The 24,591-nt window shown below is 73.1% G+C and carries 25 protein-coding genes; 7 read left to right on the forward strand and 18 right to left on the reverse strand.

The window, feature by feature from the left end; all coding sequences use genetic code 11:
* Positions 1–42: 42 nt before the first annotated feature.
* Positions 43–741 carry a biliverdin-producing heme oxygenase gene (locus FS825_RS12700; protein WP_144713558.1) on the reverse strand — a complete coding sequence of 233 codons (699 nt, stop codon included), beginning with the start codon at positions 739–741 and terminating at the stop codon, positions 43–45.
* Between the two features lie 58 nt (positions 742–799).
* Between FS825_RS12700 and FS825_RS12705 the strand changes: the two genes are divergently transcribed.
* Together FS825_RS12705 and FS825_RS12710 are read left to right on the forward strand one after the other, a co-directional pair.
* A complete protein-coding gene (locus FS825_RS12705) occupies positions 800–1,645 on the forward strand; it encodes a siderophore-interacting protein (protein ID WP_144713560.1) in 846 nt (281 codons plus the stop codon).
* A 178-nt stretch (positions 1,646–1,823) separates the two neighbouring features.
* Entirely contained in the window at positions 1,824–2,390 is a 567-nt protein-coding gene (locus FS825_RS12710) for a GIY-YIG nuclease family protein (protein ID WP_144713562.1), read from the forward strand.
* Positions 2,391–2,404: 14 nt separating this feature from the next.
* Here FS825_RS12710 and FS825_RS12715 read toward each other — a convergent pair whose 3' ends face one another.
* The 4 genes from FS825_RS12715 to FS825_RS12730 form a co-directional block, all read right to left on the reverse strand.
* Complete coding sequence (locus tag FS825_RS12715; RefSeq protein WP_144713564.1) at positions 2,405–3,418, reverse strand: hypothetical protein; 1,014 nt, start codon at positions 3,416–3,418, stop codon at positions 2,405–2,407.
* A gap of 64 nt (positions 3,419–3,482) precedes the next feature.
* Entirely contained in the window at positions 3,483–4,151 is a 669-nt protein-coding gene (locus FS825_RS12720; RefSeq protein WP_222126934.1) for an RES family NAD+ phosphorylase, read from the reverse strand.
* Positions 4,148–4,714, reverse strand: coding sequence for a hypothetical protein (locus FS825_RS12725; protein WP_144713566.1), 567 nt, complete (start codon positions 4,712–4,714; stop codon positions 4,148–4,150). Before FS825_RS12725 ends, FS825_RS12720 begins: the two co-directional genes overlap by 4 nt.
* 74 nt (positions 4,715–4,788) lie before the next feature.
* Entirely contained in the window at positions 4,789–5,040 is a 252-nt protein-coding gene (locus FS825_RS12730) for a DUF4287 domain-containing protein (protein ID WP_144713568.1), read from the reverse strand.
* A gap of 133 nt (positions 5,041–5,173) precedes the next feature.
* On the opposite strand from FS825_RS12730, the gene FS825_RS12735 reads away from it, so the two are divergent.
* From FS825_RS12735 to FS825_RS12750, 4 genes are all read left to right on the forward strand, one after another.
* Positions 5,174–6,211 (forward strand): amino acid ABC transporter permease, encoded by a 1,038-nt coding sequence (locus FS825_RS12735; protein ID WP_144713570.1) that lies wholly within the window; start codon positions 5,174–5,176, stop codon positions 6,209–6,211.
* Positions 6,211–6,984, forward strand: coding sequence for an amino acid ABC transporter ATP-binding protein (locus tag FS825_RS12740; RefSeq protein ID WP_144713572.1), 774 nt, complete (start codon positions 6,211–6,213; stop codon positions 6,982–6,984). The genes FS825_RS12735 and FS825_RS12740 overlap by 1 nt, the downstream gene beginning before the upstream one ends.
* Positions 6,985–7,062: 78 nt before the next feature.
* A complete protein-coding gene (locus tag FS825_RS12745) occupies positions 7,063–8,082 on the forward strand; it encodes a transporter substrate-binding domain-containing protein (protein WP_144713574.1) in 1,020 nt (339 codons plus the stop codon).
* A gap of 134 nt (positions 8,083–8,216) precedes the next feature.
* Positions 8,217–8,621: a VOC family protein gene (locus tag FS825_RS12750; RefSeq protein WP_144713576.1), complete on the forward strand. Its 405-nt coding sequence runs from the start codon at positions 8,217–8,219 to the stop codon at positions 8,619–8,621.
* An 11-nt stretch (positions 8,622–8,632) separates the two neighbouring features.
* Here the strand turns inward: FS825_RS12750 and FS825_RS12755 are convergent, their stop codons facing one another.
* The 13 genes from FS825_RS12755 to FS825_RS12815 all read right to left on the reverse strand — a co-directional run bounded on the left by FS825_RS12755 (position 8,633) and on the right by FS825_RS12815 (position 23,685).
* The gene (locus tag FS825_RS12755) at positions 8,633–9,730 is read right to left on the reverse strand and encodes an LLM class flavin-dependent oxidoreductase (RefSeq protein WP_144713578.1); all 1,098 of its coding nucleotides are present in this window, start codon (positions 9,728–9,730) and stop codon (positions 8,633–8,635) included.
* Positions 9,730–10,908: an LLM class flavin-dependent oxidoreductase gene (locus tag FS825_RS12760; RefSeq protein WP_260981160.1), complete on the reverse strand. Its 1,179-nt coding sequence runs from the start codon at positions 10,906–10,908 to the stop codon at positions 9,730–9,732. Before FS825_RS12760 ends, FS825_RS12755 begins: the two co-directional genes overlap by 1 nt.
* Positions 10,905–12,530, reverse strand: a complete 1,626-nt coding sequence (locus FS825_RS12765) for an ABC transporter substrate-binding protein (protein WP_144713580.1) — start codon at positions 12,528–12,530, stop codon at positions 10,905–10,907. The genes FS825_RS12760 and FS825_RS12765 overlap by 4 nt, the downstream gene beginning before the upstream one ends.
* Entirely contained in the window at positions 12,527–14,218 is a 1,692-nt protein-coding gene (locus FS825_RS12770) for a dipeptide ABC transporter ATP-binding protein (RefSeq protein WP_144713582.1), read from the reverse strand. Before FS825_RS12770 ends, FS825_RS12765 begins: the two co-directional genes overlap by 4 nt.
* Positions 14,215–15,117, reverse strand: coding sequence for an ABC transporter permease (locus FS825_RS12775; protein WP_144713584.1), 903 nt, complete (start codon positions 15,115–15,117; stop codon positions 14,215–14,217). Before FS825_RS12775 ends, FS825_RS12770 begins: the two co-directional genes overlap by 4 nt.
* Positions 15,114–16,139 carry an ABC transporter permease gene (locus tag FS825_RS12780; protein WP_144713586.1) on the reverse strand — a complete coding sequence of 342 codons (1,026 nt, stop codon included), beginning with the start codon at positions 16,137–16,139 and terminating at the stop codon, positions 15,114–15,116. Before FS825_RS12780 ends, FS825_RS12775 begins: the two co-directional genes overlap by 4 nt.
* The gene (locus FS825_RS12785; RefSeq protein ID WP_144713588.1) at positions 16,136–17,152 is read right to left on the reverse strand and encodes an LLM class flavin-dependent oxidoreductase; all 1,017 of its coding nucleotides are present in this window, start codon (positions 17,150–17,152) and stop codon (positions 16,136–16,138) included. Before FS825_RS12785 ends, FS825_RS12780 begins: the two co-directional genes overlap by 4 nt.
* Positions 17,149–18,516: an NtaA/DmoA family FMN-dependent monooxygenase gene (locus tag FS825_RS12790; RefSeq protein WP_144713591.1), complete on the reverse strand. Its 1,368-nt coding sequence runs from the start codon at positions 18,514–18,516 to the stop codon at positions 17,149–17,151. The genes FS825_RS12785 and FS825_RS12790 overlap by 4 nt, the downstream gene beginning before the upstream one ends.
* Complete coding sequence (locus FS825_RS12795) at positions 18,513–19,709, reverse strand: LLM class flavin-dependent oxidoreductase (protein WP_144713594.1); 1,197 nt, start codon at positions 19,707–19,709, stop codon at positions 18,513–18,515. The genes FS825_RS12790 and FS825_RS12795 overlap by 4 nt, the downstream gene beginning before the upstream one ends.
* A 31-nt stretch (positions 19,710–19,740) precedes the next feature.
* On the reverse strand, positions 19,741–20,100 hold the full coding sequence (locus FS825_RS12800; protein WP_079235830.1) for a carboxymuconolactone decarboxylase family protein: 360 nt from the start codon (positions 20,098–20,100) through the stop codon (positions 19,741–19,743).
* Positions 20,101–20,208: 108 nt separating this feature from the next.
* Complete coding sequence (locus FS825_RS12805; RefSeq protein ID WP_144713596.1) at positions 20,209–21,501, reverse strand: NtaA/DmoA family FMN-dependent monooxygenase; 1,293 nt, start codon at positions 21,499–21,501, stop codon at positions 20,209–20,211.
* Positions 21,498–22,304 carry an LLM class flavin-dependent oxidoreductase gene (locus FS825_RS12810; RefSeq protein ID WP_186377225.1) on the reverse strand — a complete coding sequence of 269 codons (807 nt, stop codon included), beginning with the start codon at positions 22,302–22,304 and terminating at the stop codon, positions 21,498–21,500. Before FS825_RS12810 ends, FS825_RS12805 begins: the two co-directional genes overlap by 4 nt.
* Positions 22,305–22,461: 157 nt before the next feature.
* Positions 22,462–23,685 carry an acyl-CoA dehydrogenase family protein gene (locus FS825_RS12815; protein ID WP_144713600.1) on the reverse strand — a complete coding sequence of 408 codons (1,224 nt, stop codon included), beginning with the start codon at positions 23,683–23,685 and terminating at the stop codon, positions 22,462–22,464.
* A 102-nt stretch (positions 23,686–23,787) separates the two neighbouring features.
* On the opposite strand from FS825_RS12815, the gene FS825_RS12820 reads away from it, so the two are divergent.
* Complete coding sequence (locus tag FS825_RS12820) at positions 23,788–24,504, forward strand: MgtC/SapB family protein (protein ID WP_144713602.1); 717 nt, start codon at positions 23,788–23,790, stop codon at positions 24,502–24,504.
* Positions 24,505–24,591: the final 87 nt, after the last annotated feature.

The following is a 24,591-nucleotide window of genomic DNA, read 5'->3' on the forward strand; positions in this document are numbered from 1 at the left end:
CGACAACCGTCCGGACGGACCGCGGCACGGCGGGCGTCGGGCTCAGGCGACGACCGCGCCGTCGGCACCCGCGCGCCCCGGAGCGCCGGGAAAGGCCGGTCGGCGCGTCGCGTCGAGGTCAGCCAGGAGTCCGTCGTCGAGCCGACGGGCGAGCTCCACCTCTGCGAGGACACGCTCCCGCTCCTCGGCCGACCACGGTGCCGCGTCGAGCTGCGCACGGTAGGTGTCCTCGAACGCGCTCGGGTCCGCGACCTGGTCGAAGATGAAGAAGAGGATCCCGTTCGTCTCGAAGCCGAACTGGTCCGCCAGCACCCGCCCGATGGCGCGTCCGCCGGACAGGTCGCCGAGGGACCGCGTGTAGTGGTGCGCGACGAAGCCGCCGGGCCACTGGGCAGCGACCTCGTTGAGACGCCGGACGTACGCCGTGGTCGCCGGCAGCGGGCACACGAGCTCCTGCCAGTCCGGGCCGACCAGGTACTCGAGGTCCGCCCGGATCGCCGGCATCCGCGTCAGCCGCGCGGTGACGAACGGCGCGGCGACGGGGTGGTCGGCCATCCGTTCCGCTGCCCGCTCGAGCGCGGCGTAGACGAACGCGTACTGCCCGAGCAGGGCCGCGTACTCGGCGACGTCGCACCGGCCGCCGAGCAGGTCCTGCATGAAGCCGTCCCCCGCCGACGGACGCTGCGCCCGACGGGCACGCTGCCGCAGCACCTCGGAGAACGGGATGACCGGCGTGTCCATGAGGTAAGGCTAACCTCAGTTCGAACAACGTCAAGGATCCGAGAGGAAGCTCGCACCGATGAGCTCGAAACCGCAGCGCCCCCAGCACGTATTCGTCGTCGACCGCACGGAGCGCCTCTCCCCGCACATGGTCCGGGTCCACCTCGGCGGCCCCGCCTTCGACGTGTTCGTCGGCGGCGCCGATCCCGAGCGACTCGCCGCGACGGACAAGTACGTGAAGCTCCTGCTCGCGAAGCCGTCGCTCGGCCTGACGCCGCCGTACGACCTCGAGGCGCTGCGCGAGTCCCTCCCGAAACAGGACCGTCCCGCGCGTCGCACCTACACGGTGCGCGCGGTCGACCACGACGCGCGGACGATCGCGGTCGACTTCGTCGTGCACGGTGACGAGGGGCTGGCGGGCCCGTGGGCGGCGGCCGCGCAGCCCGGCGACCTGCTCGCGCTCTCCGGGCCCGGTGGCGGGTACACGCCGTCGTCCGACCCGGCCGTCACGCACGTGCTGCTCGGCGACGACAGCGCGCTCCCCGCGATCTCCGCCGCACTGGAGGCGCTGCCCGACTCCGCCACGGGCGTCGCCCTGGTCGAGGTGGCCGGTCCCGACGACGAGCAGCCGGTCCGCCACCCGAGCGGGGTCGACCTGCGGTGGCTGCACCGCGACGCCGCCGGCGCCGAGCCGGGCACGCTCCTGCTGGACGCGGCCCGGGCGCTGGAGCGTCCCTCCAGGCCGGTGGAGGTGTTCGCGCACGGCGAGCGGACCGCGATGAAGGCGATCCGTCGGCTGCTGCAGGACGACTGGGGGCTGGAGAAGTCCGAGATGTCGCTGTCCGCGTACTGGGCGCTCGGCCGCGCCGAGGACCGGTTCCAGGAGGAGAAGCGCGAGCCGATCGGCGTGATCTTCACCGAGTAGCGGCGGGCGCGCGGGCCGCGGCGGTGGTCGGGTTGGGGTCGAACCACGCGAACGACGTCGAACCAGCGTCGGCGAACGGTTCGATGTCGCTTCCGTGGTTCGGTGCGGCGGGTGCGCGGCACGGCGCGGCGGACGGGAGGCGCGGGTGCCGTCGGTGGGTCGGGCTAGCGTTCCGGGCATGGTCACCTCGTGCTGCGTCCCCGGGTGCGACGGACGGGTCGCCGCCGCCGACGGGCCACCGGTGCCGCTCTGTGCCGGGCACGTCGCGCTCGTGGCCGACTTCGCCGCCGAACACGCCGGCACCGAGGACGCCCTGCCCGGCCCGTGCCCGGTGTGCGGCTCCCGGATCGGCGTGCGCTACCCCTCCGCCGTCGTGTGCGCGACGTGCGAGTGGCGGTGGGGGGACGTGCCGGACGGCGACCTCGCTCCCCCGCGCCTCGACGTCGTCTACTACCTCCGGATGCGCGACGACTTCGGCGACCGGATCAAGATCGGGACGACGACGAACCCGCGGCAGCGCCTCGCCGCGATCCCGCACCAGGACCTGCTGGCCTTCGAGCGCGGCGACCGGACGCTCGAACGCCGACGGCACGAGCAGTTCGCCGCGACGCGGTACCCGGGCACCGAGTGGTTCCGGGTGACGCCCGAGCTGCTCGCCCACGTCGACGCCGTCGCGGCCGGGGTCGACGACCCGTGGGCCCTGCACGCGCGGTGGTCGAGCGAGGCGCTGGCGCTCCGCGGCTGAGACCAGGACCCGGGTCAGCGGGCGTAGGCGTCGACGAACAGCGCGCCGCGGATCTCCCGCAGCGTGTCGGCCAGGCGTCCGATGGTCCGGCCGGAGATGCCGGAGACCTCGAGGTCGTACGGCCCGAGTGGTTGCAGGCGCCCGGTGCGGATGCGGACGACCTCCCACCCGACACCGCGGACCGCGCGGTCCTTCCGGCGGTCGGTCTCCTGCCGGGGTCCGACGTGCTCGAGCCCGTGCCGGCCGGTGGAGTCGTACTCGATGGCGACGCGGAGTTCCGGGAGGATGATGTCCGGCCACGCCTCGACGTGGTCGAAGAACGGTCGGTCGAGGCGGATCGCGGAGTGGTCGAACGTGAAGTCGAAGCGTTCGGCCAGGGCGGTACGGAGCTCGGCTTCGACCGCGGACGCCGTCGCCGGGGCGCACGCGCTGGTGAACGACTCTCCGGAGGGCAGCCGGGGCGTCTTCGGGCAGATCGACCGGGGCACGGCCGGTGGACGCGGGCGTCGGGGCGCGCCGGGCTCCGGTCGACGCGAGCGACCCCGGCTCGAGGCGACCGCGCCCGCGGGCACGCCGAGCGACGGTGCGCCCCCGTTGGACGGCATCGCCGGCATGCCGCGCGACGGTGCTGCCGGCAGGGTCTGGCGACCGGTCAGCCGCACGACGCGCTGCGGGACCGGCACCCCCTCGGGCCAGTCCGACGGCAGCACGGGCCAGCGCTGCGGCTGCGCCTGGACCGCGCACTCCGGGCACCACACCGACCGTCGACGCTCGCGGCCCGGGCGGGACCGTTGTTCGGCGGGCGTCGCGACGAAGACGTGGCCGACGTCGCACTCCCAGGTGAGAAGCACCTCGGCCGCCGGCGGCACCTGGGTGAGGACGACGCCGTGGTTCCACTCCGGGTGGTACTGCCGGATGAGCACCGGGTACGACGCCCATTCGGCACGGAAGGCCCCGACGGCGTACGGCACCGCGACACCGCGCGACCACTGCCGGCGGCGCCACCACGCATCGACGGGTTCGGCCACGTCGTCACGCTAGGGAACACCACCGACACCCGACCGGCCCACGGCCGGGACACCGGTGCGGCGGTCAGTCCGACGGCGGCGCGACGAACGTGAAGCGCTCGGGCCCGGCATCGGACCCGTCGTCCAGCACGCGGATGCCCGACTCGCGGCACGCCGTCACGCCGTCGCGGTGGACGCGCTCCGGTCGGGGGCGCTTCGGGACCCCGGCTGCGCCGAACACCGCCCAGGCGTTCGCCGCCGAGGCACTGGTGAACCGCGTGCTGTACCGCACACCGGCGAACCCGGCCGCGTCGAACGCCCGCGCCCACGCCTGCGGCACGCGGTAGTCCCCCATCGTCTGGAGCTCGGCACCGACGCCGAACCGGACGGCCGCGGGGTGCGTGACGTCCGCGAACCGACGCCCGCGGGAAGCGCGGGCCGCGACCACGACCATCTCGCGCGCGCGGGAGACGAACACGGTGTTCGTCGTGAGGACGTGGTGCGCGAGGCGTTCCCGCACCGCGACCTCGACCGCGTCCGCCCAGTAGCAGGTGCCCCGGGGTACGGCGAGGTCGAATCGACCGCCGTCGACGCCGTCGGCACCGGGTTCGGTGCTCGCGAACCACCACGCCCCGCGGTCGTGCCGCTTCGCCCGGTAGAACGTGGTGCCGCGGGACTCCTCGGCCGGGAAGTCCGTCAGGTCGAGGTCGTCGCGCGGGACGCGCTGCGCGACGTCGTTGCGGTTCGGGCTCACGCGTCCGCCGCCCACGCGTGCGCCGCACGACGGGCCGCCGCGAGCACCTGCTCGGCGCGGCCGTCGCGGAGTGCCTGCGCAGCGGTGGTACCGCCGAACTCGTCCGCCACGGTGTTGAGCCACAGCGCGCTGCCCCACGGGTCGATCCGGTCCGGGTCGATGAGGGCGAGCACCTGCCGGAGGTTCGGGAGCGGCGACCCGGAGGCCCCGAACTGGAACGACGGGAACACCAGGCTGCCGTCACCGATCTTCAGCCCGATGAGGTCGCGCTTCGCGGTGGCCTTGCTCAGCGCCTGCCGGGTGACCCCACGCCAGGCGGCGAGGGACGGGGTGTCGTAGAAGGGCCCGATGAGCGCGTCCGCCTCGTGCTTGACGGCAGGGAGCGCCGCGACCATCCGGTCGGCCAGGAGCTCGACGTCGGTGTCGTCGGCGAGGACCCCGCCGATGCGCCCGAGGACGAACCGCTGCCGGAGGGTCGCGAGGAGGGCTTCCTCGGTGGGGCTGAGCGCGTCGACGTGAGCCGGTGCGCCAGCGTGGCCGCCAGAGCGTTGCGGGGTCGCCATGATCATCCTCCTGTCAACCGTGTCAACCCATTCTCGCTCGGGTCCGACAACCGTGTCAACCACGTCCGGGACGTTCAGTCAGCCAGTGCCCGGCGCACGTAGCCGACGATGGCGTTCGCGTGCCCGTGCCCCATGCCGTGCTCGGCCTTGAGCCAGGAAACGACCTCCATGTGCTTGTGGTCGTCGAGCCGGTCGACGACGAGGTCGAGCCACTCCTGCACCGGACGGCCGTAGGTCTTCTCGATGCTCGGGAAGTACGACGCCGGCCCCTGCACCTTCGTGCCGGCGGCGGGCGGCTCGGGTGCGGTCACGCGATGTGCGGTCATGGTCGTCACGATAGCCGCGCACACGAGTCACAGAACGTCATCCCCGCGTGCCACGTGACGTCGTGTTCCGCCCCGTGCCGGTGTGTTGCGGGTGCCGTTGTCGTCCTCCCCGCACCCCTCCTACGGTCGCCGCATGACCGAGATCACCGAGGCGCCCAGGCGCGGCGCGACCAGCGTCGGGACCGGAGCGGACGCGGACGACGCGCACCGCGCCTCCCGTCCGTCCGCCGCGACCATCGACGCGGCCGGACGCGCCGCGCTCGACCGCCCCGTCGTCCCGCTGCGCCACCCGCTGCGCTGGATCGCCGCCGCCCTCGTGCTCGTGGTGCTGCTCAACTTCGTCGAGACGCTCTTCACCAACGAGCAGTGGGGCTGGCCGGCCGTCGGGAAGTGGCTGTTCAGCCCGGCGATCCTGACCGGCCTGCAGCTCACCCTCGTCGCGACCGGGCTGAGCGCCGTCATCAGCTTCGCGGGCGGCGTCGTCGTGGCGATCGCGCGGCTGTCGCGGAACCCGGTGCTGTCCGGGCTCGCGTGGGGCTACGTGTGGCTGTTCCGCTCGGTGCCGCTCATCCTCGTCCTCGTCTTCCTCTACAACCTCGGCTCGCTGTACCCGACGATCGGCGTCGGCATCCCGTTCGGGCCGCAGTTCCAGGTGCCGACCGCGAACGTGCTCGGCGACCTGGCCATCGGCGTCATCGGCCTGAGCCTCAGCGAGATCGCGTACGCGTCGGAGATCGTCCGCGCCGGCGTGCTCGCCGTCGACCACGGGCAGCACGAGGCCGCGCAGGCACTCGGGCTCCCCCGACGGCGCCAGTTCGTCCGGGTCATCCTGCCGCAGGCGCTCCGGTCGATCGTGCCGGCGTTCGTGAACCAGGTCGTCGGATTGCTCAAGGCGTCGTCGCTGCTGTTCTACGTGTCGCTGCTCGACCTGTTCGGCGTGGTGCAGAACCTGTCGAGCACGTACCCGACCGACATCATCCCGCTGCTCGTCGTCGCGACGATCTGGTACCTCGCGCTCACGAGCGCAGTGTCGGTCGTGCAGTACTACGTCGAGCGGTGGACGGCGCGCGGGTCCGTGCGGTCGCTCCCGCCGACGCCGTTCCAGCGGCTGCGGGCTGCGGTCCGGCGCGGTGCCGGACGTCGGCCCCGGAACGACGGGAAGGCCGTCTGATGAGCGCAGCGATCGGCATCCACGGCGCCGTGAAGACGTTCGGCTCCCAGGTCGTGATCGACGGCGTCGACCTCGAGTTGGCGTCCGGGAGCGTCACCGTGATCCTCGGCCCCTCCGGCTCCGGCAAGTCCACGCTGCTGCGGGCAATCAACCACCTCGAACCCCTCGACCGCGGCGTCGTCACGGTCGGCGGCGAGACGATCGGCGTCCGCGTGAAGACCGGCCGCGACGGGGTCCCCCGGTACAAGGAGCTGCCCGAGCGGCACATCCTCCGACAGCGCTCCCGGATCGGGTTCGTGTTCCAGCACTTCAACCTGTTCCCGCACCTCACCGCGCTCGAGAACGTCGCCGAGGGACCGATCGCCTCGGGTGTCCCGGCGGCGACGGCGAAGGCGCGGGCGCAGACGCTGCTGGAACGGGTCGGCCTCGGCGACCGCGGGGCCACCCGCCCGCGGCAACTGTCCGGCGGGCAGCAGCAGCGCGTGGCGATCGCCCGGGCGCTGGCGCTCGAGCCGTCCGTGGTCCTGCTCGACGAGCCGACCTCGGCCCTCGACCCCGAGCTCGTCGGCGAGGTGCTCGGCGTGATCGCCGGCCTCGCCGAGTCCGGCACGACCCTCGTCATCGTGACGCACGAGGTCGCCTTCGCCCGCGAGGTCGCCGACCACGTCGTGTTCCTCGACCACGGCCGCGTCGTCGAGCAGGGCCCGCCCGCGCAGGTCATCGACGACCCGCAGCACCCCAGGACGCGCGACTTCCTGTCCCGCGTCCGCTGACGACTCCCCGCACACAGCACACCGACCCGACCCGACCCCGCTCGACCCGACCCCGCTCGACCCGACCCCAGGAGAACCATGTCCACGACCACCCCCGCACGCTGGCGCCACCGCGCCGGCGCCCTCGTCCTCGCCACCGGAGTCGTCGTCGCCCTCGCCGGCTGCGCCGCGAACGCCAGCGCCGGCACGGGCTCCGACTCGTCCGACGGCACGGTCACGATCGGTGCCGCGTCGAACGGCGCCGCGACCGAGACGAAGGTCACCGTCGCCGAGGACACGAAGCTCCACGACGAACTCCCCGCCGCCGTCAAGAAGTCCGGCAAGCTCACGATCGGTGTCGGCGCCCTGCCGTCGGGGTTCCCGCCGCTCGCGTTCACCGGTGACGACCAGAAGACCCTGACCGGGTCCGAACCGGACCTCGGTCGACTCGTCGCCGCGAAGCTCGGTCTCGACGCCGACGTCCAGAACGCCACGTGGGACAACCTCTTCGTCGGCATCGACAGCGGCAAGTACGACGCCGGCTTCTCGAACATCACCGTCACCGAGCAGCGCAAGGAGAAGTACGACTTCGCCTCGTACCGCCAGGACAACCTCGCGTTCCAGGTGCTCGCCGACTCGTCGTTCACCTTCGACGGGGACCCGTCCGTCCTCGCCGGCAAGACCCTGTCGGTCAGCTCGGGCACCAACCAGGAGAAGATCCTGCTCGGGTGGCAGAAGGAGCTGCAGGCGAAGGGCAAGGACTTCTCGATCAAGTACTACCCGGACGGGAACGCGATCAAGCTCGCGCTCGACTCGGGCAAGATCGACGCGTACTTCGGCCCGAACCCGACGATCGCGTACCAGAACACGCAGAGCAAGGGCAGCGCGAAGCCGACCAAGACCGCCGGCACGTACTCCGGCGCCGGTTCCTCGCTGCAGGGGCTGATCGCGGCGACCACGAAGAAGGACAGCGGGATCGCCAAGCCCATGCGGGAGGCGATCGACGAGCTCATCGACGACGGCACCTACGCGAAGTGGCTCAAGGCGTACAACCTGTCGAACGAGGCCGTCAAGCAGTCCGAGCTCAACCCCGAGGGTCTGCCGCTCGACAACAGCTGAACCGTGGCTGCGACACCGCACCCGTCCATCGACGCGTGCGGTGTCGCTGCATGTGCGCGCCAGGCCGCACGCGATGCGCAGGCCGCCCTGCCGTGCCCTTGACGCCGGGGACCCGCGCGGGCACGCTCGGCCGCATGAGCATCTTCATCACCTGCCCGGTCGAGAGCGTGCCGCGCGCGACCGCCTTCACCACCGCCCTCGGCTGGACGCTCAACGCTGAGCTGTCCGGCGACCAGGTGTCGTGCTTCGCCATCGCTCCTGACCAGTACGTGATGCTCGGCAGCCGTGAGATGTACGCGAGCGTCGGCGGCGTCGAGTCCCTGATCGGTGGACCGGACACGCCGTCGAAGGTCACGGTGTCGTTCGACCTCGGCAGTCGCGAAGCGGTGGACGACCTCGTGGAACGGGCCGGCGCCGCGGGAGGACGGAGCGGCGACACCGACGACTACCCGTTCATGTACCAGCGCCAGTTCGACGACCCCGACGGCTACCACTGGTCGCCGTTCTGGATGAAGCCGGACGCCGACGCGACGGAGTGACGCCGACGACCTCAGGCCGCGACTTCCGCGGCGGGGACCGCCGAGCCGTGCACGTCCGCCTCCGACCAGAGGGTGGTCGGGAACGCCGCGCGCACCACCGGCACCACCTCGGCGGCGAACCGCTCCAGCGTCGCGAACTGATCCGCCAGGGGCAGCGTCGTCGGCAACGACACCGACTGCAGGTCCGTGCCGAGCCGCTCGTGGAACCGCCCGATCTTGTCGACGACCTGCTGCGGGCTGCCGACCAGCGCCGGCCCCTCGGCGACGGCGTGGTCGATGTCACGGAAGGGCGTGTTGTTCCCGGGCACGTCGCGGCGGGCGACGAGTCCCTCGTACACCGGACCGTAGAGCCGCTTGGCCTCCTGCGACGTCGACGCGACGAAGATGCCGCCCGCACCGGCTCCGGCGCCGACGTACGGCCTCCGGTCGGTGTGCCCGGCCTCCGCGAAGGCACGGCGGTACCGGTCGACGAGCACACCGTAGGCCTCGAGCGGCTGGATGGCGTTCGCACTGAACAGCGGGTCGCCCCACCGTGCGGCGAGCTCGACCGACACCGTGGAGGATGCCGAGCCGTGCCACACGCGTGGACCTCCCGGACGGAACGGGCGCGGCAGCGTGGTGATGCCGTGCTGCGGGTGGGTGGAGGCCCCACCGGCCCAGTCCACCGGCGCCGGGCCCCAGAACGCCCGGAGCGCCGCGTACTTCTCGGCGAGCAGGTCCCACTGGTCGGCGAGGTCGAGCCCGAAGATCGGGTACTGCAGCACCTCGTTGCCCTTGCCGACCGTCAGCTCGAGACGACCACGGGAGAGCTGGTCGACGGTGGCGTAGTCCTCGGCGACCCGGACGGGGTCGAGGATCGACAGCACGGTGACCCCGGTCTGCAGGCGGATGCGCGAGGTCGAGGCCGCGATCGCCCCGAGGAGCACGGTCGGCGCGGCGGACAGGAACGGACCGGCGTGCCGCTCCCCCACGGCGAAGGAGTCGAACCCGAGCTCCTCCACGAACCGGGCGGTCTCGACCACCGATGCCAAGCGCTCCGACGGCGGCACGATGTGCCCGGTGACCGGGTCCTCCTGGTAGGGGACGATGTCGAGCAGTTGGAACCGCATCAGCGCACCGCCACCGCGGGCTCCGGGGCGTCCGCGCGCCGGGCCCACTCCGCGGCGAGCAGCTCGTAGGAGCGCACGCGGGCGGCGTGGTCGTGCGTGATCGTGGTGACGAGGAGCTCGTCCGCCCCGGTCGCACGGCGCAGGGTCTCGAGCCGGTCGGCGACCGTCCCGGCGTCGCCGACGAACCGGGTCGCGATGCGGTCCGCCACCGATGCCGCCGCGGCGTCGTCCAACGGGTGCTCCCGTGCTGCGTCGGGCGTCGGGTACTCGACGGCCCCGACTCCGGAGCGGATGGAGTGCACCCACTGGCCGTAGCCGAGCGCGAGCTCCGCCGCCTCGTCCGGGGTCCGGCCGACCACGACGTCGGCCGACACGATGACGTGCGGGGCGTCGAGCACACCGGGCCGGAACGCGTCGCGGTACGCCTGCACCGAAGCCAGGACCGTGCCCGGCGACGTGTGGTAGTTCGCGCCGTACGGCAGGCCGAGCGCACCGGCGGTCCGGGCACTCTCACCTCCCGTCGACCCGTGGATCCAGAGTTCGACGGGTGCTCCGGTGGCGGGTGGCGCCTCGACCACGACGCCGTCTCGCGTGTACGTCCCCGCGAAGAGGGCTCGGATCACCGCAAGATCGTCTGAGAACCGGTCGACGTCGCCGGGGACCCGGCCGAGCAGTTCGCCCTGCAGCGCGAACCGGGAACGTGGCGCGATCCGGAAGTCGAACGGTGCCGGGACGAGCAGGCCGTCGACGACTTCGTCCTCACGCGGAGCGAGCGAGGGCGGCTTGGGTGTGCCGGGCGCGGGCGCACCGGACCGTCCGAGCCCGAGGTCGATCCGCGGCCCGTACAGGGCGGCGAGCGTGCCGAAGGTCTCGGCGATCTGCAGCCCGCGGACGTTGCCGACCAGGGTCGCCGCGCTGCCGACGCGGATGGTCGAGGTCGCGGCGGCCACGGCACCGATCACGATGTTCGGTGCGCTGCCGGCGACCCCCGGGTTGAGGTGGTGCTCGGCGAGCCAGTACCGGGCGTACCCGGCGCGTTCGGCGGCGCGGGCGAGGTCGAGGGTGTTCGCCAGTGCCGTTGTGGCGGTCGACCCGGACGACACCGGCACGAGGTCGAGCACGGACAGCGGGACAGCGCGGCCGCCAGCGCCGGACTCAGCACCCAGCGCGCCGGTCACGATGCGTCCTTCCACGCGCCGGTGAGCTGGTCGAGCCGGGTGTCCGCGCCGAAGACGATGCCGTGCACGTCCTTCGCCGTCGCGATGATGCTCGTCAGCTCGTGCACCGGCACGAAGTCGACCTGCGACGCGATCCGCTCCTGGATCTCGGCGAAGGTGGCCGACCGGGCCGTGGCGTCGGACTGGGACAGCTCCTTCGTGAACAGCGCGTCGAGCGTCGAGTCGGACGCCCCGATGGACTGCGCACCGCCGCTGGCGAACTTCGACCGGAGCACGTCACCGTCGGCCCGGGAGCTGTTGTCCCACGAGAGGTCCCAGTCGCCGCTGGTCAGGTTCGCCAGGTACTGCGGGACGGTGCCGCTCTCGAGGGTCAGGCCGACGCCGACCTTCTTCAGCTCCTGCTGGACGAGTTCGAGCGAGGTCTGGTTCGGGCCGAAGTTCGTGATCCAGATGAGCTTGAGCTGCAGCTTCTCGCCGTCCTTCGCACGGATGCCGTCCGAGCCCTTCTTCCACCCGGCGTCGTCCAGAGCCGAAGCGGCGGCCGAGGGGTCGTACGAGATGGCCGACGACGTGTCCGTGTACCCGGGCGTGGTCGAGCCGAGCACCGAGGTGGCGACCTTGAACAGGTCGTTCAGGGAGGTGTCCCGCACGGTCTTCGGGTCGACGGCCTGCGCGATCGCCTTGCGGACGGCGAGGTCGGACACGACCGCGCGCTTCTGGTTGAACGTCAGACCGAACACCTGCCCGGGGTTCGCCCGCGTGACGAGCTCGTACTGGGACTTCAGGGTGTCGACGTCGCTCGGCTGCACGCTCGAGATCGCGTCGAGCTGCCCGGACTGCAGGCTGCCGGTGCGGACGCTCGCCTCCGGCACGACCTGGAACGTGACCTTCGACAGGTGCGCGGCTCCGGAGTCTCCACGAGCGGCGGGACCCCAGTCGTAGTCCTTCCGCTTCGTCAGGACCGTCGAGGTGTTCTTCGTGTACGACTGCAGCGTGAACGGTCCCGAGCCGATCACGGCGGACCCGTCGGCGCGGTCGTCGAACGGCGTCTCGGTGGTCTTCGGTGCGACGATGCCGAGGGCGACGGTCGAGGTGGCGTTCGGGAACGCGGCGTTCGGCGTGGTGAAGTCGACCTCCACCGTGTCGTCGTCGATCACCTTCGTCTCGCGGTACCCGGAGAAGTACGCCGCGGCGGTGCTCGAGGCCCCGGCCTTCGCGATGTCGTCGAAGGTGTCCTTCACGGCGGTGGCGTCGAACGCGGACCCGTCCGAGAACGTCACGCCGGACCGCAGGTCGAACGTGAAGGCGGTCGCGTCGCTGTTCGCGGAGTACTTCGTCGCCAGCCACGGCTTGAGCGAGCCGTCGGACGGGTCCTGCCAGAGGAGCGAGTCGACGAGCTGCCGGGTGATGGCGAGCGTGTCGTTGCCCGCGCCGGTCCCGCTCGGGTTGAGCGAGATCGGGTCGTTGGCGATCGCGTACTGCAGCGAACCGCCGTCGACGGGCTTCGACGACGACGAGGACGACGACGTGCTCCCCGACGAGCAGCCGGCCATCACCAGTGCCGCCGCGGTGCTGGCCGCGATCGCGGCCACCAGACGGATCGGGGTGCGGTGGGTGGTCATGAGACTCCTTCTGAGGTGGCGAGGTGCCGGGATCGTCCCGGGATCGCGTCGAGCAGCGCACGCGTGTACTCGTGCTGCGGGTGGTGCAGGACCGCGGCGACCCCGCCGTGCTCGACCACGCGCCCGCCCCGGAGGACGGACACCTCGTGGGCGATGCGGCGGACCACGGCGAGGTCGTGCGAGATGAACAGGTAGGAGACCCCGAGTGCGTCCTGCAGCGTGGCGAGCAGCTCGAGGATCTGCGCCTGCACGGACACGTCGAGCGCCGAGACGGGTTCGTCGAGGACGATGAACGACGGGTCGAGCGCGAGCGCCCGGGCGATGGCGACGCGCTGCCGCTGGCCGCCGGACAGCTCTGACGGCCGACGCCGCGCGGCGGAGGCGGGCAGGGCGACGAGGTCGAGCAGCTCCGCGGCGCGGGCAGCACGCGAACGCCGGGTGCCGACGCCGAACGCCGCGAGCGGGTCGGCGATGATCGAGCCGACCGACAGCCGTGGGTGCAGTGCCGCGTACGGGTTCTGCTGCACGATCTGCGCGCGGCGCCGGTAGGCCCGCAAGCGCCCGCCGCGCGCGTCGGTCACGTCGTCGCCGTCGAACCGGACGGCGCCGGCATCGGCGCGTTCGAGCCCGAGCACCAGCCGCGCCGTGGTCGACTTGCCGGACCCGGACTCCCCCACCAGCGCGAGGGTGCGGCCGCGCGGGACGGTCACGTCGACGCCGTCGACGGCCGTCACACGGGCGAAGGACTTCCGCAGTCCGGTCGCGACGACGAGCGCTTCGCCGCTGTCGGACGGGAGGCGCGGTGCGGCCCCGTCGGCCGGGGACCGGTCCTCGACGCTGGTCGCCGTCACGGCCCGGCGCGCGTCGACGGCGCCCGTCACGTCGTCGAGGCTCGGGGCGGCGGCGATGAGCGCGCGGGTGTACGGCTCGCGGGGTGCGCCGAGCACCTCGGCGGGGGTGCCCTGCTCGACGATCCGCCCCTCGGACATCACGACGATCCGGTCGGCCCGGTCGGCGGCGACCCCGAGGTCGTGCGTGATGAAGAGGACGCTCGTGCCCCGCTCGGCGACGAGCCGGTCGAGGTGGTCGAGGATCGTCCGCTGGACCGTCACGTCGAGCGCGCTCGTCGGCTCGTCGGCGACCAGCAGCTCCGGGTCGCCGATGAGTGCGATGGCGATGAGCACGCGCTGCCGCATGCCGCCGGACAGCTCGTGCGGGTACTGCCGCGCGCGGAGGTCCGGCCGGTCGATGCCGGCGCGGCGCAGCTCCTCGACGGCACGCTCGTGCGCCTCGGCTCCGGTCGCGATGCCGTGGATCTCGAGCACCTCGGCGACCTGCGTACCGATCCTCGTGACGGGGTTGAGCGAGACGGTCGGGTCCTGCGGGACGAAGCCGATCCGGAGGCCGCGGACCGAGCGCACCTCGGCGTCGGACGCGGTGACCAGGTCGAGGCCTGCGGGACCGGCGGCCGTCCCGGCGAGCCGCACCGTGCCTCCCGTCAGCTCCGCCGCTGCGGGCAGGAGCCGCAGGACCGCGTGCGCCGTCGTCGACTTGCCGGACCCGGACTCGCCCACGATCGCGACCCGTTCGCCGCGGCCGACGTCGAGCGAGACCCCGTGCAGCGCGGTGCGCGCGTGCCGGCCGTGGCCGTAGGCGACGGTGAGGTCGCGGATGCTGAGGAGGCTCATCGGACCGCCCGCCGTTCGGTGTCGAGCGCGCGGGCGACGCGGTTGCCCGCGAGGACCGTGACCGCGATGACGAGACCCGGGATGGTCGTCAGCCACCACGACGTGGCGATGGAGTCGCGGCCGGTCGCCACGAGGGAGCCCCACTCCGGCGCCGGCGGCTGGGCGCCGTAGCCGAGGAAGCTCAGGCTCGAGACCGCGAGGATCGCGGTGCCGAACTCGAGTGCGGCGAGCACGAGCACCGGGCCGGCGGCGTTCGGCAGCACGTGCACGAGGAGCACCCGCCACCAGCGGTTCCCGTTCGCTGCCGCGGCCTCGACGTACAGGGCCGTGCGGACGCGGACGACCTCGGACCGCATGATCCGGGCGATGGTGGCGATGCTCGCGACACCGACCGCGACGGCGACGTTCACGGTGCCGAAGCCGAGCACGGTGACGATGGTGAGCGAGAGCAGCAGGCTCGGGATCGCGAGGAGGACGTCCGCGACCCGCATGAGCACGGTGTCGACGACGCCGCCGACGAACCCGGCGACGAGCCCGACGAGCGACCCGCCGACGAGCCCGATGAGGATCGCGAGGATCGCGGCCTGCAGCGTCAGGGCGGTCCCGTGCACGACCCGGGCGTAGAGGTCCCGGCCGAGCTGGTCGGTGCCGAACCAGTGCGCGGCGTCGGGGGCGGTGAGCTTCACCGCCGGCTCGGCGGCGAGCGGGTCGTGCTGGGTGAGGAGCGCCGGTACGAGGGCGGCGAGGACGACGAGCGCGAGCCACACCACCGCGACGGTGAGGGTCGGGCGCGCGACGACGGCGCGGAGAGCTGCGGTCGGTCCGCCGTGGGTGCCGGGGAGCGCGTCGGCACCGAGCGGGGCGACGCGGCCGACGGCGAGCCGGGTGGTCTCGGTCATGCGGGGACCGCCTTCGGTTCGGAGTGGGTGCTCGCCCCGGGCGTACCCGCGCCGGGTGCCGCTCCGTCCTGCTCGCGGAGCCGTCGGCGGCTGCCGGCGAGCACCACGCGCGGGTCGAGGAGCGGGTACACGAGGTCGACGACGAGGTTCACGACGACGAAGATCGCCGCGGCGACGAGCACGATGCCCTGGACGACGGGGATGTCCTGCCCCTGCACGGCCGTCGCGGTCACGCGGCCGAGGCCGGGGCGGGAGAACACGGTCTCGGTGACGACGGTGCCGGAGAAGAGCTGGCCGACGATGAGGCCGGTGACGGTGAGGGCCGGCAGTGCGGCGTTCTTCAGCGCGTGCCGGAGCTGCACCCGCCAGCGGCTCGCGCCCTTGGCGTACGCGGTGTCGACGTACGGTTCGCGGAGCGTCGCCACGAGGGACTTCGACAGCAGCTGGGCGATCGTGGCTCCGGTGGGGAGCGCCAGGGTGATCGCGGGGAGGACCACGGACGCGGGTCCCTCGCCGCCGAACGCCGGGAACACGTGCAGCCCGAACGAGAACCACTGCACGAGCAGCAGGGCGAACCAGAAGCCGGGGACGGCGACGCCGATCGGGGGCAGCTGGAGGAGGAACTGGCCGAGGGAGCGGTTCCGGGTCCACGTCGCGAGCACCGCGAGTCCGCCGCCGAACACGATCGCGAGGAGCAGGCCGGCGACGGCGATCTGCACGGTCGGTCCGACGGCCTCGCCGATGACCTCGGTGACCGGACGCCCGACGCCGATCGAGCGGCCGAGGTCGCCCGTCAGGAGCGAGCCGAGGTGCTGGACGTACTGCACGAGGACCGGCTGGTCGAGCCCGTACTGGTGCCGGAGCTGGTCGAGCTGCGCCTGGGTCACGTCGGTGGCGTCCGGCCCGAGCATGATCCGGGCGGGGTCGCTCGGCAGGACGTACAGGACGAAGAACGAGATCGTCCACGCCGCCCAGAGCACGAGCACGGCCTGCCCGATGCGGGAGAGCACGTACCGGGTCACGCCGCGACCACCGCCGGCAGCCAACCGAGCTCGGGCGCGACCCTCGCCGCGACGTCGGCGACGATCTGCTCGTACTCGTCGCCGGCGAACTCGTACGGCAGCTCGATGCGGAACTCGTCGACCTCGGCGAGGGTGGCGTCCTCGACGAGCTGCTCCACGATCTGCTCGGCGGGACCGACGAGGTCCGCGGAGAACAGGGTGCGACGAGGCCCCTGGGGAGCGGACTGGCGGGCGAGTCGCGATTCGTACCAGGACCGGTAGCGCTCTCGGGAGACCCGGTCGGCCGAGTCGGTCGGCACGACGCAGCGACCCCAGGCGACGCGGGGCGCGCGGCCCGACGGTAGCGCCGCCCGGTACGCGGCGAGCTGGTTCCGCTGCGCGGTCGCGTAGTCGTCGGTGCCCTCGCCCGAGGTGAGGTTGCCGATCAGCAGGTTGAGTCCGGCGCTGCCCGCGAACGCGGCCGAGCGCAGCGACCCGGCGCCGTACCAGACACGGTCCACGAGCCCCGGGGCGTGCGGCTGCAGCCGCGGCCGCTGGACGTTGCCCGGGCTCTGGATGACGGTGTCCTCGTCGCCGAGGAACTCCCCGCGCAGGTTGTCGACGAACCGGGTGACCCGCCCGTAGCCGCGGTCGAAGGAGCGCCAGTCGCCGTCGAACACCAGGTCGCCGAGGATGTCCTCGTGCGGCGCGCTCGTCGACAGCCCGACCTGGACCCGCCCGTGGGACAGGACGTCGGCGAGCGAGAAGTCCTCGGCGAGGCGGAACGGGCTCTCCCAGCCGATCGGCACGACCGCGACGCCGAGCTCGATCGTGCTCGTGCGCTGCGACGCCGCCGCGAGGAACACCGCCGCCGACCCGATGCCGTGCTCGAGGTGGCGGTGGCGGACCCAGGCGCCGTCGACGCCGAGCCGCTCCGCCGTGGCGAACAGGTCGAGCGTCGCCTCGAGTCCCTCGACAGGGGCGTCGTCGTCGAAGTTCCCCGGGACGAGGATGGACAGGCTCCGCACGGTCATGCCGACACTGCCTGGCGCTGGGTGATGGTCCCCGGCAGGCCGAGCGTCTCGCGGAGGGTCGCGCCCTCGTCGTACGACTCCCGGTACACCCCGCGCTCCTGCAGCAGCGGGACGACCCGGTCGACGAATTCGTCGAGGCCGTAGGGGTTCGTGTGCGGGACGACGACGAAGCCGTCGGTCGCGCGCTCCTGGACGTACCGGTCGATCTCGGCGGCGATGTGCTCGGGCGTGCCGACGAAGCCGCCGCGGGTCGACACCTGGATGACGAGCTCGCGGATCGACAGGTGCTCGGCCTCGGCCAGGTCGCGCCAGGACTGCACGAGCGCCGGCACGTCACGGGTGTGCCGCGCACGACCGCGGGTGATCGCCGCGCCCTCGTAGTCCGGATCGACCTCGGGCAGCGGGCCGTCGACGTCGTACGAGGACAGGTCGCGGTTCCAGACCTGCTCGAGGAACGCGATCGCGGTCGCCGGGCTGACCTGGGCACGGCGGATCGCGCGGGACCGCTCCTCGGCGTCGGCCGCGGTGTCCCCGATCGTGAAGGTCGCGCCGGGCAGGATGTGCAGCTCGTCCTTCGACCGGCCGACCCGCTCGAGGCGCTCGGTGATGTCCCGGTAGTACGTCTGCGCGTCCTCGAACTCGGTGTGCAGCGAGAAGATCACCTCGGCGTGCCGGGCGGCGAGGTCGCGACCCTCGTCGGAGTCGCCCGCCTGCACGACCACGGGGTGGCCCTGCGGGCTCCGCGGCACCGGGAACGTCCCGGTGACGTCGAACTGCGGGCCGTGGTGGTCGACGTCGCGGATCCGGGAGCGGTCCGCGAAGCTGCCGCCCGCTGCGGCGTTCGCCACGACGGCGTCAGACTCCCACGAGTCCCAGAGCTCACGGGACAGCTCGATGAACTCCGCGGCCCGGGTGTAGCGCTCGGCGTGTTCGAGGAACCCGCCACGGCGGAAGTTCGCACCGTGGAAGGCGTCCGAGCTCGTCACCACGTTCCAGCCGGCGCGGCCGTCGGTGAGGTGGTCGAGCGTCGCGAGCTGCTTCGCGAGCTCGAGCGGCTCGTTGAACGTCGTCTGCAGGGTGCCGACGAGCCCGATGTGCTCGGTGGCCCCGGCGAGGGCGGCCAGGATCGCGAGCGTGTTCGGGCGCCCGACGACGTCGAGGTCGTGGATGCGGCCCTTCTGCTCGCGCAGCCGCAGGCCCTCGGCGAGGAACAGGTAGTCGAAGAACCCGCGCTCGGCGTTCCGGGCGAAGTGCTCGAACGACGAGAACGCGATCTGGCTCTCGGCCCGGTCGTCGCTCCAGATGGTCGTGTTGTTGACGCCAGGGAAGTGGGCGGCGAGGTGGACCTGACGCTTGGTGCTCATGCTGAGACCTCCACGGGAGCGGGACCGGAGACGGACGCGTACCGGCTGACCGCCGGGGCGATGCCGAGCCGCGTGCGCAGGTCGGCGGTGGGACGCGAGGCCACGTCGGCGCGGAGGCCGGCCGTGACGAGCGCGGGGACGAGCTGCCGCGCGATCGCGGTGCTGTCCACGGGGATGCGGAGGGGACGGAGGCGGACGCCGGCGAAGCCGAGGCCTCGGAGGTCGCCGATCAGCGACACGAGTTCCGGGACGGTGGTCGCGAGGACGGACGTGTCGGAGACGTCCGCGTACGGCGTGCCGGCGGCCTCGTCGAGGGCGGCGAGCTCGTCGGCCGCGGCAGCGGGCGACGATCCGATGAGCACCGCGAGGTCGGCGAGGACCGGGCGACGGACGTCGGAGCCGGCCGCCTGCTCGAGGTGCCGGATCTCCGACAGCAGCTCCCGCGCCTCCCGGCCGTCGAAGCCGGGCGTGACCAGCACGACGTCCGCGGTGTCGACGGCGAACGCGGCCGCGTCCGACCGGTGCGCCAGCGAGAAGACCGGCGGCCGGCCCTGCGGCGATCGCGGCACGATCGACGCGCCGTGTACCGAGACGTGCTCGCCGACGAACTCGGCGTTGTGGATCCGGTCCCGGTCGATGAAGCGGCCGGTCGTGACGTCGCGGATGATCGCGTCGTCGTCCCAGCTGTCCCAGAGGCGGGAGACGACCTCGGCGACCTCCCGCGCCTCCGCGAAGAGGGTCGACACGTCGTCGCCGCCGGGGCGGCGGCCGAAGAGCGCGGCCTCGCGGGTCGTCGGGCTCACCTGGATCCGCCAGCCGGCCCGGCCGAGCGAGACGTGGTCGAGGGTCTGGAGGCCCGTGGCGACGTGGAACGGTTCGGTGTGCGTCACCGAGACGGTCGGGACCAGACCGAGCGCGCGGGTCGCGGGGGCGACCGCGTTCGCGACGAGGAGGGCGTCGAGGCGGCCGACGACGGTGGTCGTGTCGAGGTCGCCGGACGAATCCACCGGGCCGGCGGTGAAGGAGTCCTCGATCGTGACGGCGTCGACGCCGAGACGGTCCTGCTCGACGACGACGTCGCGCCAGTGCCGGAGGCTGGTGAGTCGCTGCGCCGCGGGGCCGGCGGTGCGCCAGCCGGCGGGGTGCCAGCCAGCGCCCTGCAGGGCGGTGACGAGGGTGGTGCGGTCGGGCATGGGTGCGCTCTCCGTCGTGGGTGTGCGGTGGTCAGTGCTCGTGCGGGGCGGGGGCGGCGGCGTCGGCGCCGAACTTGAAGCCGAGGCGGCCGTGGGCGAACCCGCCGCCGGCGCGGATCGCCGTGGCGACCCAGGCGGCCTCGGCGAGCTCGGCCTCGTTCGCGCCGGCCTTGACCGCGCGCTGGCTGTGGCCGTCGATGCAGTAGACGCACTGCGTGGTGATGCCGACGGCGAGGGCGATGAGCTCCCGGTACTTCAGCGGGATCTCGCGCCCCTCGGCCTGGAACACCGACTCGTCGAACTGCACGAACGCCTTGAGGATGTCCGGGGTCTGCTGCTTGTAGACCTTCGTGAAGGTCTTGTCGTGCTCGCGGTCGAGGTAGTCGGTCATGACGGCGACGCTATGACCGGTCGGGCCCCGGGGCGACGGGTGTTGCGGAGCGTGAACGGGCGTTGCGCCGTGTGACGAGGAGTCTCTGTCCCGTGACGTCACGCGGCGTCACGGAGCGGGTGGGAGTCCTCGTCGACGCGCGGCGAGGCGGCCGCGCAGCGTCACGTCCTCGTACTCGCGGTGGAAGACACCGCGGCGCTGCAGGATCGGCACGAGCTCGTCGACCACCGTCTCGAGGCCCCGCGGGAACTCGTCGATCATCAGGTTGAACCCGTCGGCCGCGCCGGTCCGGTACCACTCCTCGATCGTGTCGGCCGCCTGCTCCGGCGTCCCCACCACGATGCGCGCGCCGTACCCGCCGAAGCCGCGCAGGACCTCCCGGAGGGACGTGTTGTGCGACCGGACCCACCGGACGACGGTCTCGTGGTACCCGAGCGAGGGGCCGTAGGTGACCGGATTGACCTCGCGGTCGAGGATCGCCGTCGGGATCGGCGCGTCCGGGTCGAGGCCGCCGAGGTCGGCGTCGAGGTGCGTCCCGAGCGCCCGCAGCGAGTACCCGTCCGGCGCGAGGGCCTCGAGTTCGTCGAACCGACGCTGCGCCTCGGCCTCGGTGCTCCCGAGCACGAGCGACAGGCCCGGGACGATCGTCACGTCCGCCGGGTCCCGGCCGTACGTGGCCGCCGCCTGCTTGACGGCACGGTAGTGCTCCCGGGCGGGCTCGGGCGTGAGCTCGACCGCGAAGACCCCCTCGGCGACGCGAGCGGCGAGGTCCCGGCCGTGCGGCGACCCACCCGCCTGGAACACGACGGGGTGGCCCTGTGCGGACGGCGGGACGGCGATCGCTCCCCGGAACCCGGTGAACTCGCCGTGGTGGTCCACGGGTTCTCCGGTCGCGGCCGACCGCCAGAGCGCCTGGACGAGGTCGACCACCTCCCCCGCTCGGGCGTACCGTTCGGGCCGCTCCGGGTTCGTCTCCACCCCGAAGTTCGCCGACACGGACCGGTCGTAGGTCGTGACCGCGTTCCATGCCACGCGTCCGCCGGACAGGGTGTCGAGCGACAGCAGCCGCTCGGCGAGGTCGACCGGGTCGTTGTAGGTGGTCGACGCGGTGCCGACGAGCCCGAGGTGGGTCGTCGCTCCGGCCATCACGCCGAGGGCGACGAAGGGCTCCAGCAGCCCGTACGCACGGACGTTCGGGTCGGAGAGCGCCGGGTGGTCGGCGAGGAAGACCATGTCGAGGAGTCCGCGCTCGGCCGTGCGGCCGAGGTCCTCCCAGAACCGCGCGGTGAGCAGGTCGGTCGGCTCGACGTCCTGCGTGCGCCAGGCCGCCGGCCGTTGGCCGAACCCCTGCAGGTTGACGCCGAGGACGAGGCCGGCGTCGGCGTCGGCTGCCGCCGTCACGCGCTCACCGTCCCGGGGACGGGCAGGCCGAGCAGGTCGCGGAGCGTCCGGCGGTCGGTCACCGGGCCGGTGCCGGCCGTCGGTGTGGCCGTCGGCCTGGAGGCGCGGCTCGGCTCCGGTCCGCCGGCCGCGGCCAGCAGCACCACCAGCGGGTGCGCCGCGCCACCGAGGACGAGATCGGCCGCCGGGTGGACGACGTCGTGCCAGACCGCGAGGACGGGTTCGCCCTGCCGACTCGACGGCGTGGTGAGCGGCCCCCGGACGCGGTAGCCGTCCGGTCCCCCGTCGTGGTCGAGCGGGCGGATCCGGTCCGCGTCCGCGAAGCGCCCGGTGGCCCGGTCGCCGATGATGCTGTCGAGCGGCCACGTGCGCCAGAGCCCGCGGACGACCTCGGCGAACTCGACGGGGTCGTGGTGCGCTCCGGTCGCGGGCAGCCCGTGGTCGTGCGCACCGACGACGAGCCCCACCCGGCCGTCGAGCACGTGGTCGAGCGAGAGCACGCGACGTGCGACGTTGTACGGGTGCTCCCGGGTCGGGGCAGCGGCGACGAGGAGCCCGTGCGTGGGCAGCGCCCGACCGAGGGCGAGCGCCGCGGTCGTCGGGTCGAGCCGGTGCCCGCGGCCGCGGACCGGGTCGAACCGGTCGGTACCGAGCGCGACGACGGCCGCGCCGGAGGCGCGGACGCGGTCAGCGAGCTCGGCGATCCCGCCGGGCCGCGCGACGGCGGCAGCGAGGTCGGCGTCGGGCACGGCCACGGTCGTCGGTGCTGGTGTCCCGGTCACGGGAGCTGTCGTACTCGGCATGTCGTTCCTCCAGTGCGTCCCCACCCCCGCGCTGTGCGCAGAGCGGCCCGCCACCATCGCCTCCCCTGCGTCCGTGGCGGGCCGTTGGGACGACCGTACGGGCCGAGCGGTGCCCGGCGGGCGGAGGTGTCGTCGGGTTGCGCCTCGTGACGGCGGGTTACGTGCGGTCGAGCGGGCTCGCGCCGTTCACGAGCAGGTCACCGACGATGCGCCGTTTGTGCACGCGCGGGTTGTGCGACGAGAGCGTGCGGGCGTTCCGCCAGTGCCGGTCGAGGCCGAGGGAGCGGAAGGTCCCCGAGGACCCGAGGGCGTCGAACACGAGCGTCGTCGCGTCGAGCACGGCGTCGGTCACGACGGTCTGCGCCTGGGCGACGGCGATCCAGCACCGCTCGAGGGCCTGCCGGAGGGCGGGGTCCGTCGACGGGTCCGCGCCGGTCGCCCGGAGTTCGGTGTGCCGGTCGACGGCGGCGTCCACCGGTCCGAGGCTCGCGGTGAACGCGGCATCAGCGGCGTACACCCGCGCGGCAACGGTGCCGATCACGCCGAGCAGCTCCGGGTCCTGCGTCGGGTCCGCGGCCGTGCCGTTGTGGTGCCCGCGCGCCCGGGAGCGCAGCGCCTCCACCCCCTCCCGGAGCGCCGCACGCCCGATGCCGACGAGGATCGCGTGCATGACCGTCTGGTAGTACTGCTCCTGGTACGGGTACCGGGTCGCGTACGGCAGGACCCGCTCGTCCGGGACGTGCACGTCGGCGTAGGTCACGCTCCCGCTGCCGGTGATCCGCTGCCCGAAGCCGTCCCAGTCGTCGCCGACCGTCACGCCGGGGTCCGTGGCGTCCACGAGCGCGACGAACCGGGTCCCGGCGTCGTCGAGCGCCAGCACGGTGATCCACCGCGCGTAGACGCTGCCCGTCGAGTAGAACTTCCGACCGGTCACACGCCAACCGCCGTCGGGGTCACGGGCGAGCCGGGTGGTGGTGTCCACGCCCGTGGTGTTCGGCGACTCGCTCCATCCGCCGCCGACGAACTCACCGGTGCCGAGCCGCTCCACGATCTGCCGGTCGAACGGGCTCCCCTCGGCGTGCACCCGGTCCTCGACGAACGAGAAGTGGTTCCGCCACACGTGCGCCAGGTTCGGGTCGACCTCGGCGATCTCCGCGATCGCGCGGAACACGTCCGACAGCCGGGCATCCACCCCGCCCCACCCGACCGGGGTCCGCCACCGGGCGAACCCGGCGTCGACGAGCCAGCCGAGCTGCTCGGTGGCGAGCCGTTCCTCACGCTCGCGCTGCCGGGCGTCGACGGCGATCCGGGCGATCACGGGCCGGATCGGCGCGATCAGTTCCTCGTAACGGTCGTCGGCCGGGATCTCACTCGGACACATGGCGGCACGCTACCGGCGGAGGGCCGCGGCGGCGGCCGTCGGTCGCAACGACGCGAAACCCGGCGCAACCCGACGTCACAGAGCGGGGTAGCGTCAGTCGGCGTGACGATCGACGACCTGACCGAACCGCTCGCCGGCCAGGGGTGGGTGCAGATCGGCGAGGTCCTGCTCGCGTTCGCCCTCGCGTCGCTCATCGGCCTCGAGCGGCAGCTCCGCTCGAAGAGCGCCGGCATCCGCACCCAGGCCATCGTCGGCACGGCGTCGGCCCTGATGCTGCTCGTGAGCAAGTACGGGTTCGGCGACGTCCTCGTGCCCGGCCACGTCGTGCTCGATCCCTCGCGCGTCGCCGCGCAGGTCGTCTCCGGCGTCGGGTTCCTCGGCGCCGGGCTCATCCTCACCCGACGCGGAGCCGTCCGTGGCCTGACGACCGCTGCCGCCGTGTGGGAGACAGCGGCGATCGGCATGGCCGCCGGCGCCGGGCTGTGGTTGCTCGCCCTCGTCGTCACCGCACTGCACTTCGTCGTGGTGTTCGGCTACACCGCCCTCATCCGCGCGCTGTCCCGTTCCGCGGAGCAGTCGATGACGTTCGACGTGGTCTACGACGCCGGCCGCGGGGTGCTGCCCGACGTCCTCGCCCTCGTGACCGCCGCTGGCTGGCGGGTCGCCCGGCTCGTCAAGCAGGAGACCGACCGGGCCGATGCCACCGCGGTCCGCATCGACGTCGCCGGTCGTTCCGAGGGCGCACTGCTCATCGCCCGGATCGGCGAGGTAGACGGCGTGCGGATCGTCGACCCCTCGGCCGCCGACGACCTGGAGTGACGCCGGGGCCTCGTCCTTCCTGATCCACGCCGAGGTCGTCGTCGACCCGGCGCGTGGGATCGAGTCCGGAGGCTGTCCGACGACGGT

The organism is Curtobacterium pusillum, assembly GCF_007680845.1.
Lineage (GTDB): Bacteria > Actinomycetota > Actinomycetes > Actinomycetales > Microbacteriaceae > Curtobacterium > Curtobacterium pusillum_B.

Bases quoted from the DNA above. Each gene is read 5' to 3' on its own strand.
- FS825_RS12700 (WP_144713558.1), bottom strand. From the start codon at position 741: ATGGACACGCCGGTCATCCCGTTCTCCGAGGTGCTGCGGCAGCGTGCC.
- FS825_RS12705 (WP_144713560.1), top strand. From the start codon at position 800: ATGAGCTCGAAACCGCAGCGCCCCCAGCACGTATTCGTCGTCGACCGC.
- FS825_RS12710 (WP_144713562.1), top strand. From the start codon at position 1,824: ATGGTCACCTCGTGCTGCGTCCCCGGGTGCGACGGACGGGTCGCCGCC.
- FS825_RS12725 (WP_144713566.1), bottom strand. From the start codon at position 4,714: ATGGCGACCCCGCAACGCTCTGGCGGCCACGCTGGCGCACCGGCTCAC.
- FS825_RS12730 (WP_144713568.1), bottom strand. From the start codon at position 5,040: ATGACCGCACATCGCGTGACCGCACCCGAGCCGCCCGCCGCCGGCACG.
- FS825_RS12735 (WP_144713570.1), top strand. From the start codon at position 5,174: ATGACCGAGATCACCGAGGCGCCCAGGCGCGGCGCGACCAGCGTCGGG.
- FS825_RS12740 (WP_144713572.1), top strand. From the start codon at position 6,211: ATGAGCGCAGCGATCGGCATCCACGGCGCCGTGAAGACGTTCGGCTCC.
- FS825_RS12745 (WP_144713574.1), top strand. From the start codon at position 7,063: ATGTCCACGACCACCCCCGCACGCTGGCGCCACCGCGCCGGCGCCCTC.
- FS825_RS12750 (WP_144713576.1), top strand. From the start codon at position 8,217: ATGAGCATCTTCATCACCTGCCCGGTCGAGAGCGTGCCGCGCGCGACC.
- FS825_RS12755 (WP_144713578.1), bottom strand. From the start codon at position 9,730: ATGCGGTTCCAACTGCTCGACATCGTCCCCTACCAGGAGGACCCGGTC.
- FS825_RS12765 (WP_144713580.1), bottom strand. From the start codon at position 12,530: ATGACCACCCACCGCACCCCGATCCGTCTGGTGGCCGCGATCGCGGCC.
- FS825_RS12770 (WP_144713582.1), bottom strand. From the start codon at position 14,218: ATGAGCCTCCTCAGCATCCGCGACCTCACCGTCGCCTACGGCCACGGC.
- FS825_RS12775 (WP_144713584.1), bottom strand. From the start codon at position 15,117: ATGACCGAGACCACCCGGCTCGCCGTCGGCCGCGTCGCCCCGCTCGGT.
- FS825_RS12785 (WP_144713588.1), bottom strand. From the start codon at position 17,152: ATGACCGTGCGGAGCCTGTCCATCCTCGTCCCGGGGAACTTCGACGAC.
- FS825_RS12790 (WP_144713591.1), bottom strand. From the start codon at position 18,516: ATGAGCACCAAGCGTCAGGTCCACCTCGCCGCCCACTTCCCTGGCGTC.
- FS825_RS12795 (WP_144713594.1), bottom strand. From the start codon at position 19,709: ATGCCCGACCGCACCACCCTCGTCACCGCCCTGCAGGGCGCTGGCTGG.
- FS825_RS12800 (WP_079235830.1), bottom strand. From the start codon at position 20,100: ATGACCGACTACCTCGACCGCGAGCACGACAAGACCTTCACGAAGGTC.
- FS825_RS12810 (WP_186377225.1), bottom strand. From the start codon at position 22,304: ATGCCGAGTACGACAGCTCCCGTGACCGGGACACCAGCACCGACGACC.
- FS825_RS12815 (WP_144713600.1), bottom strand. From the start codon at position 23,685: ATGTGTCCGAGTGAGATCCCGGCCGACGACCGTTACGAGGAACTGATC.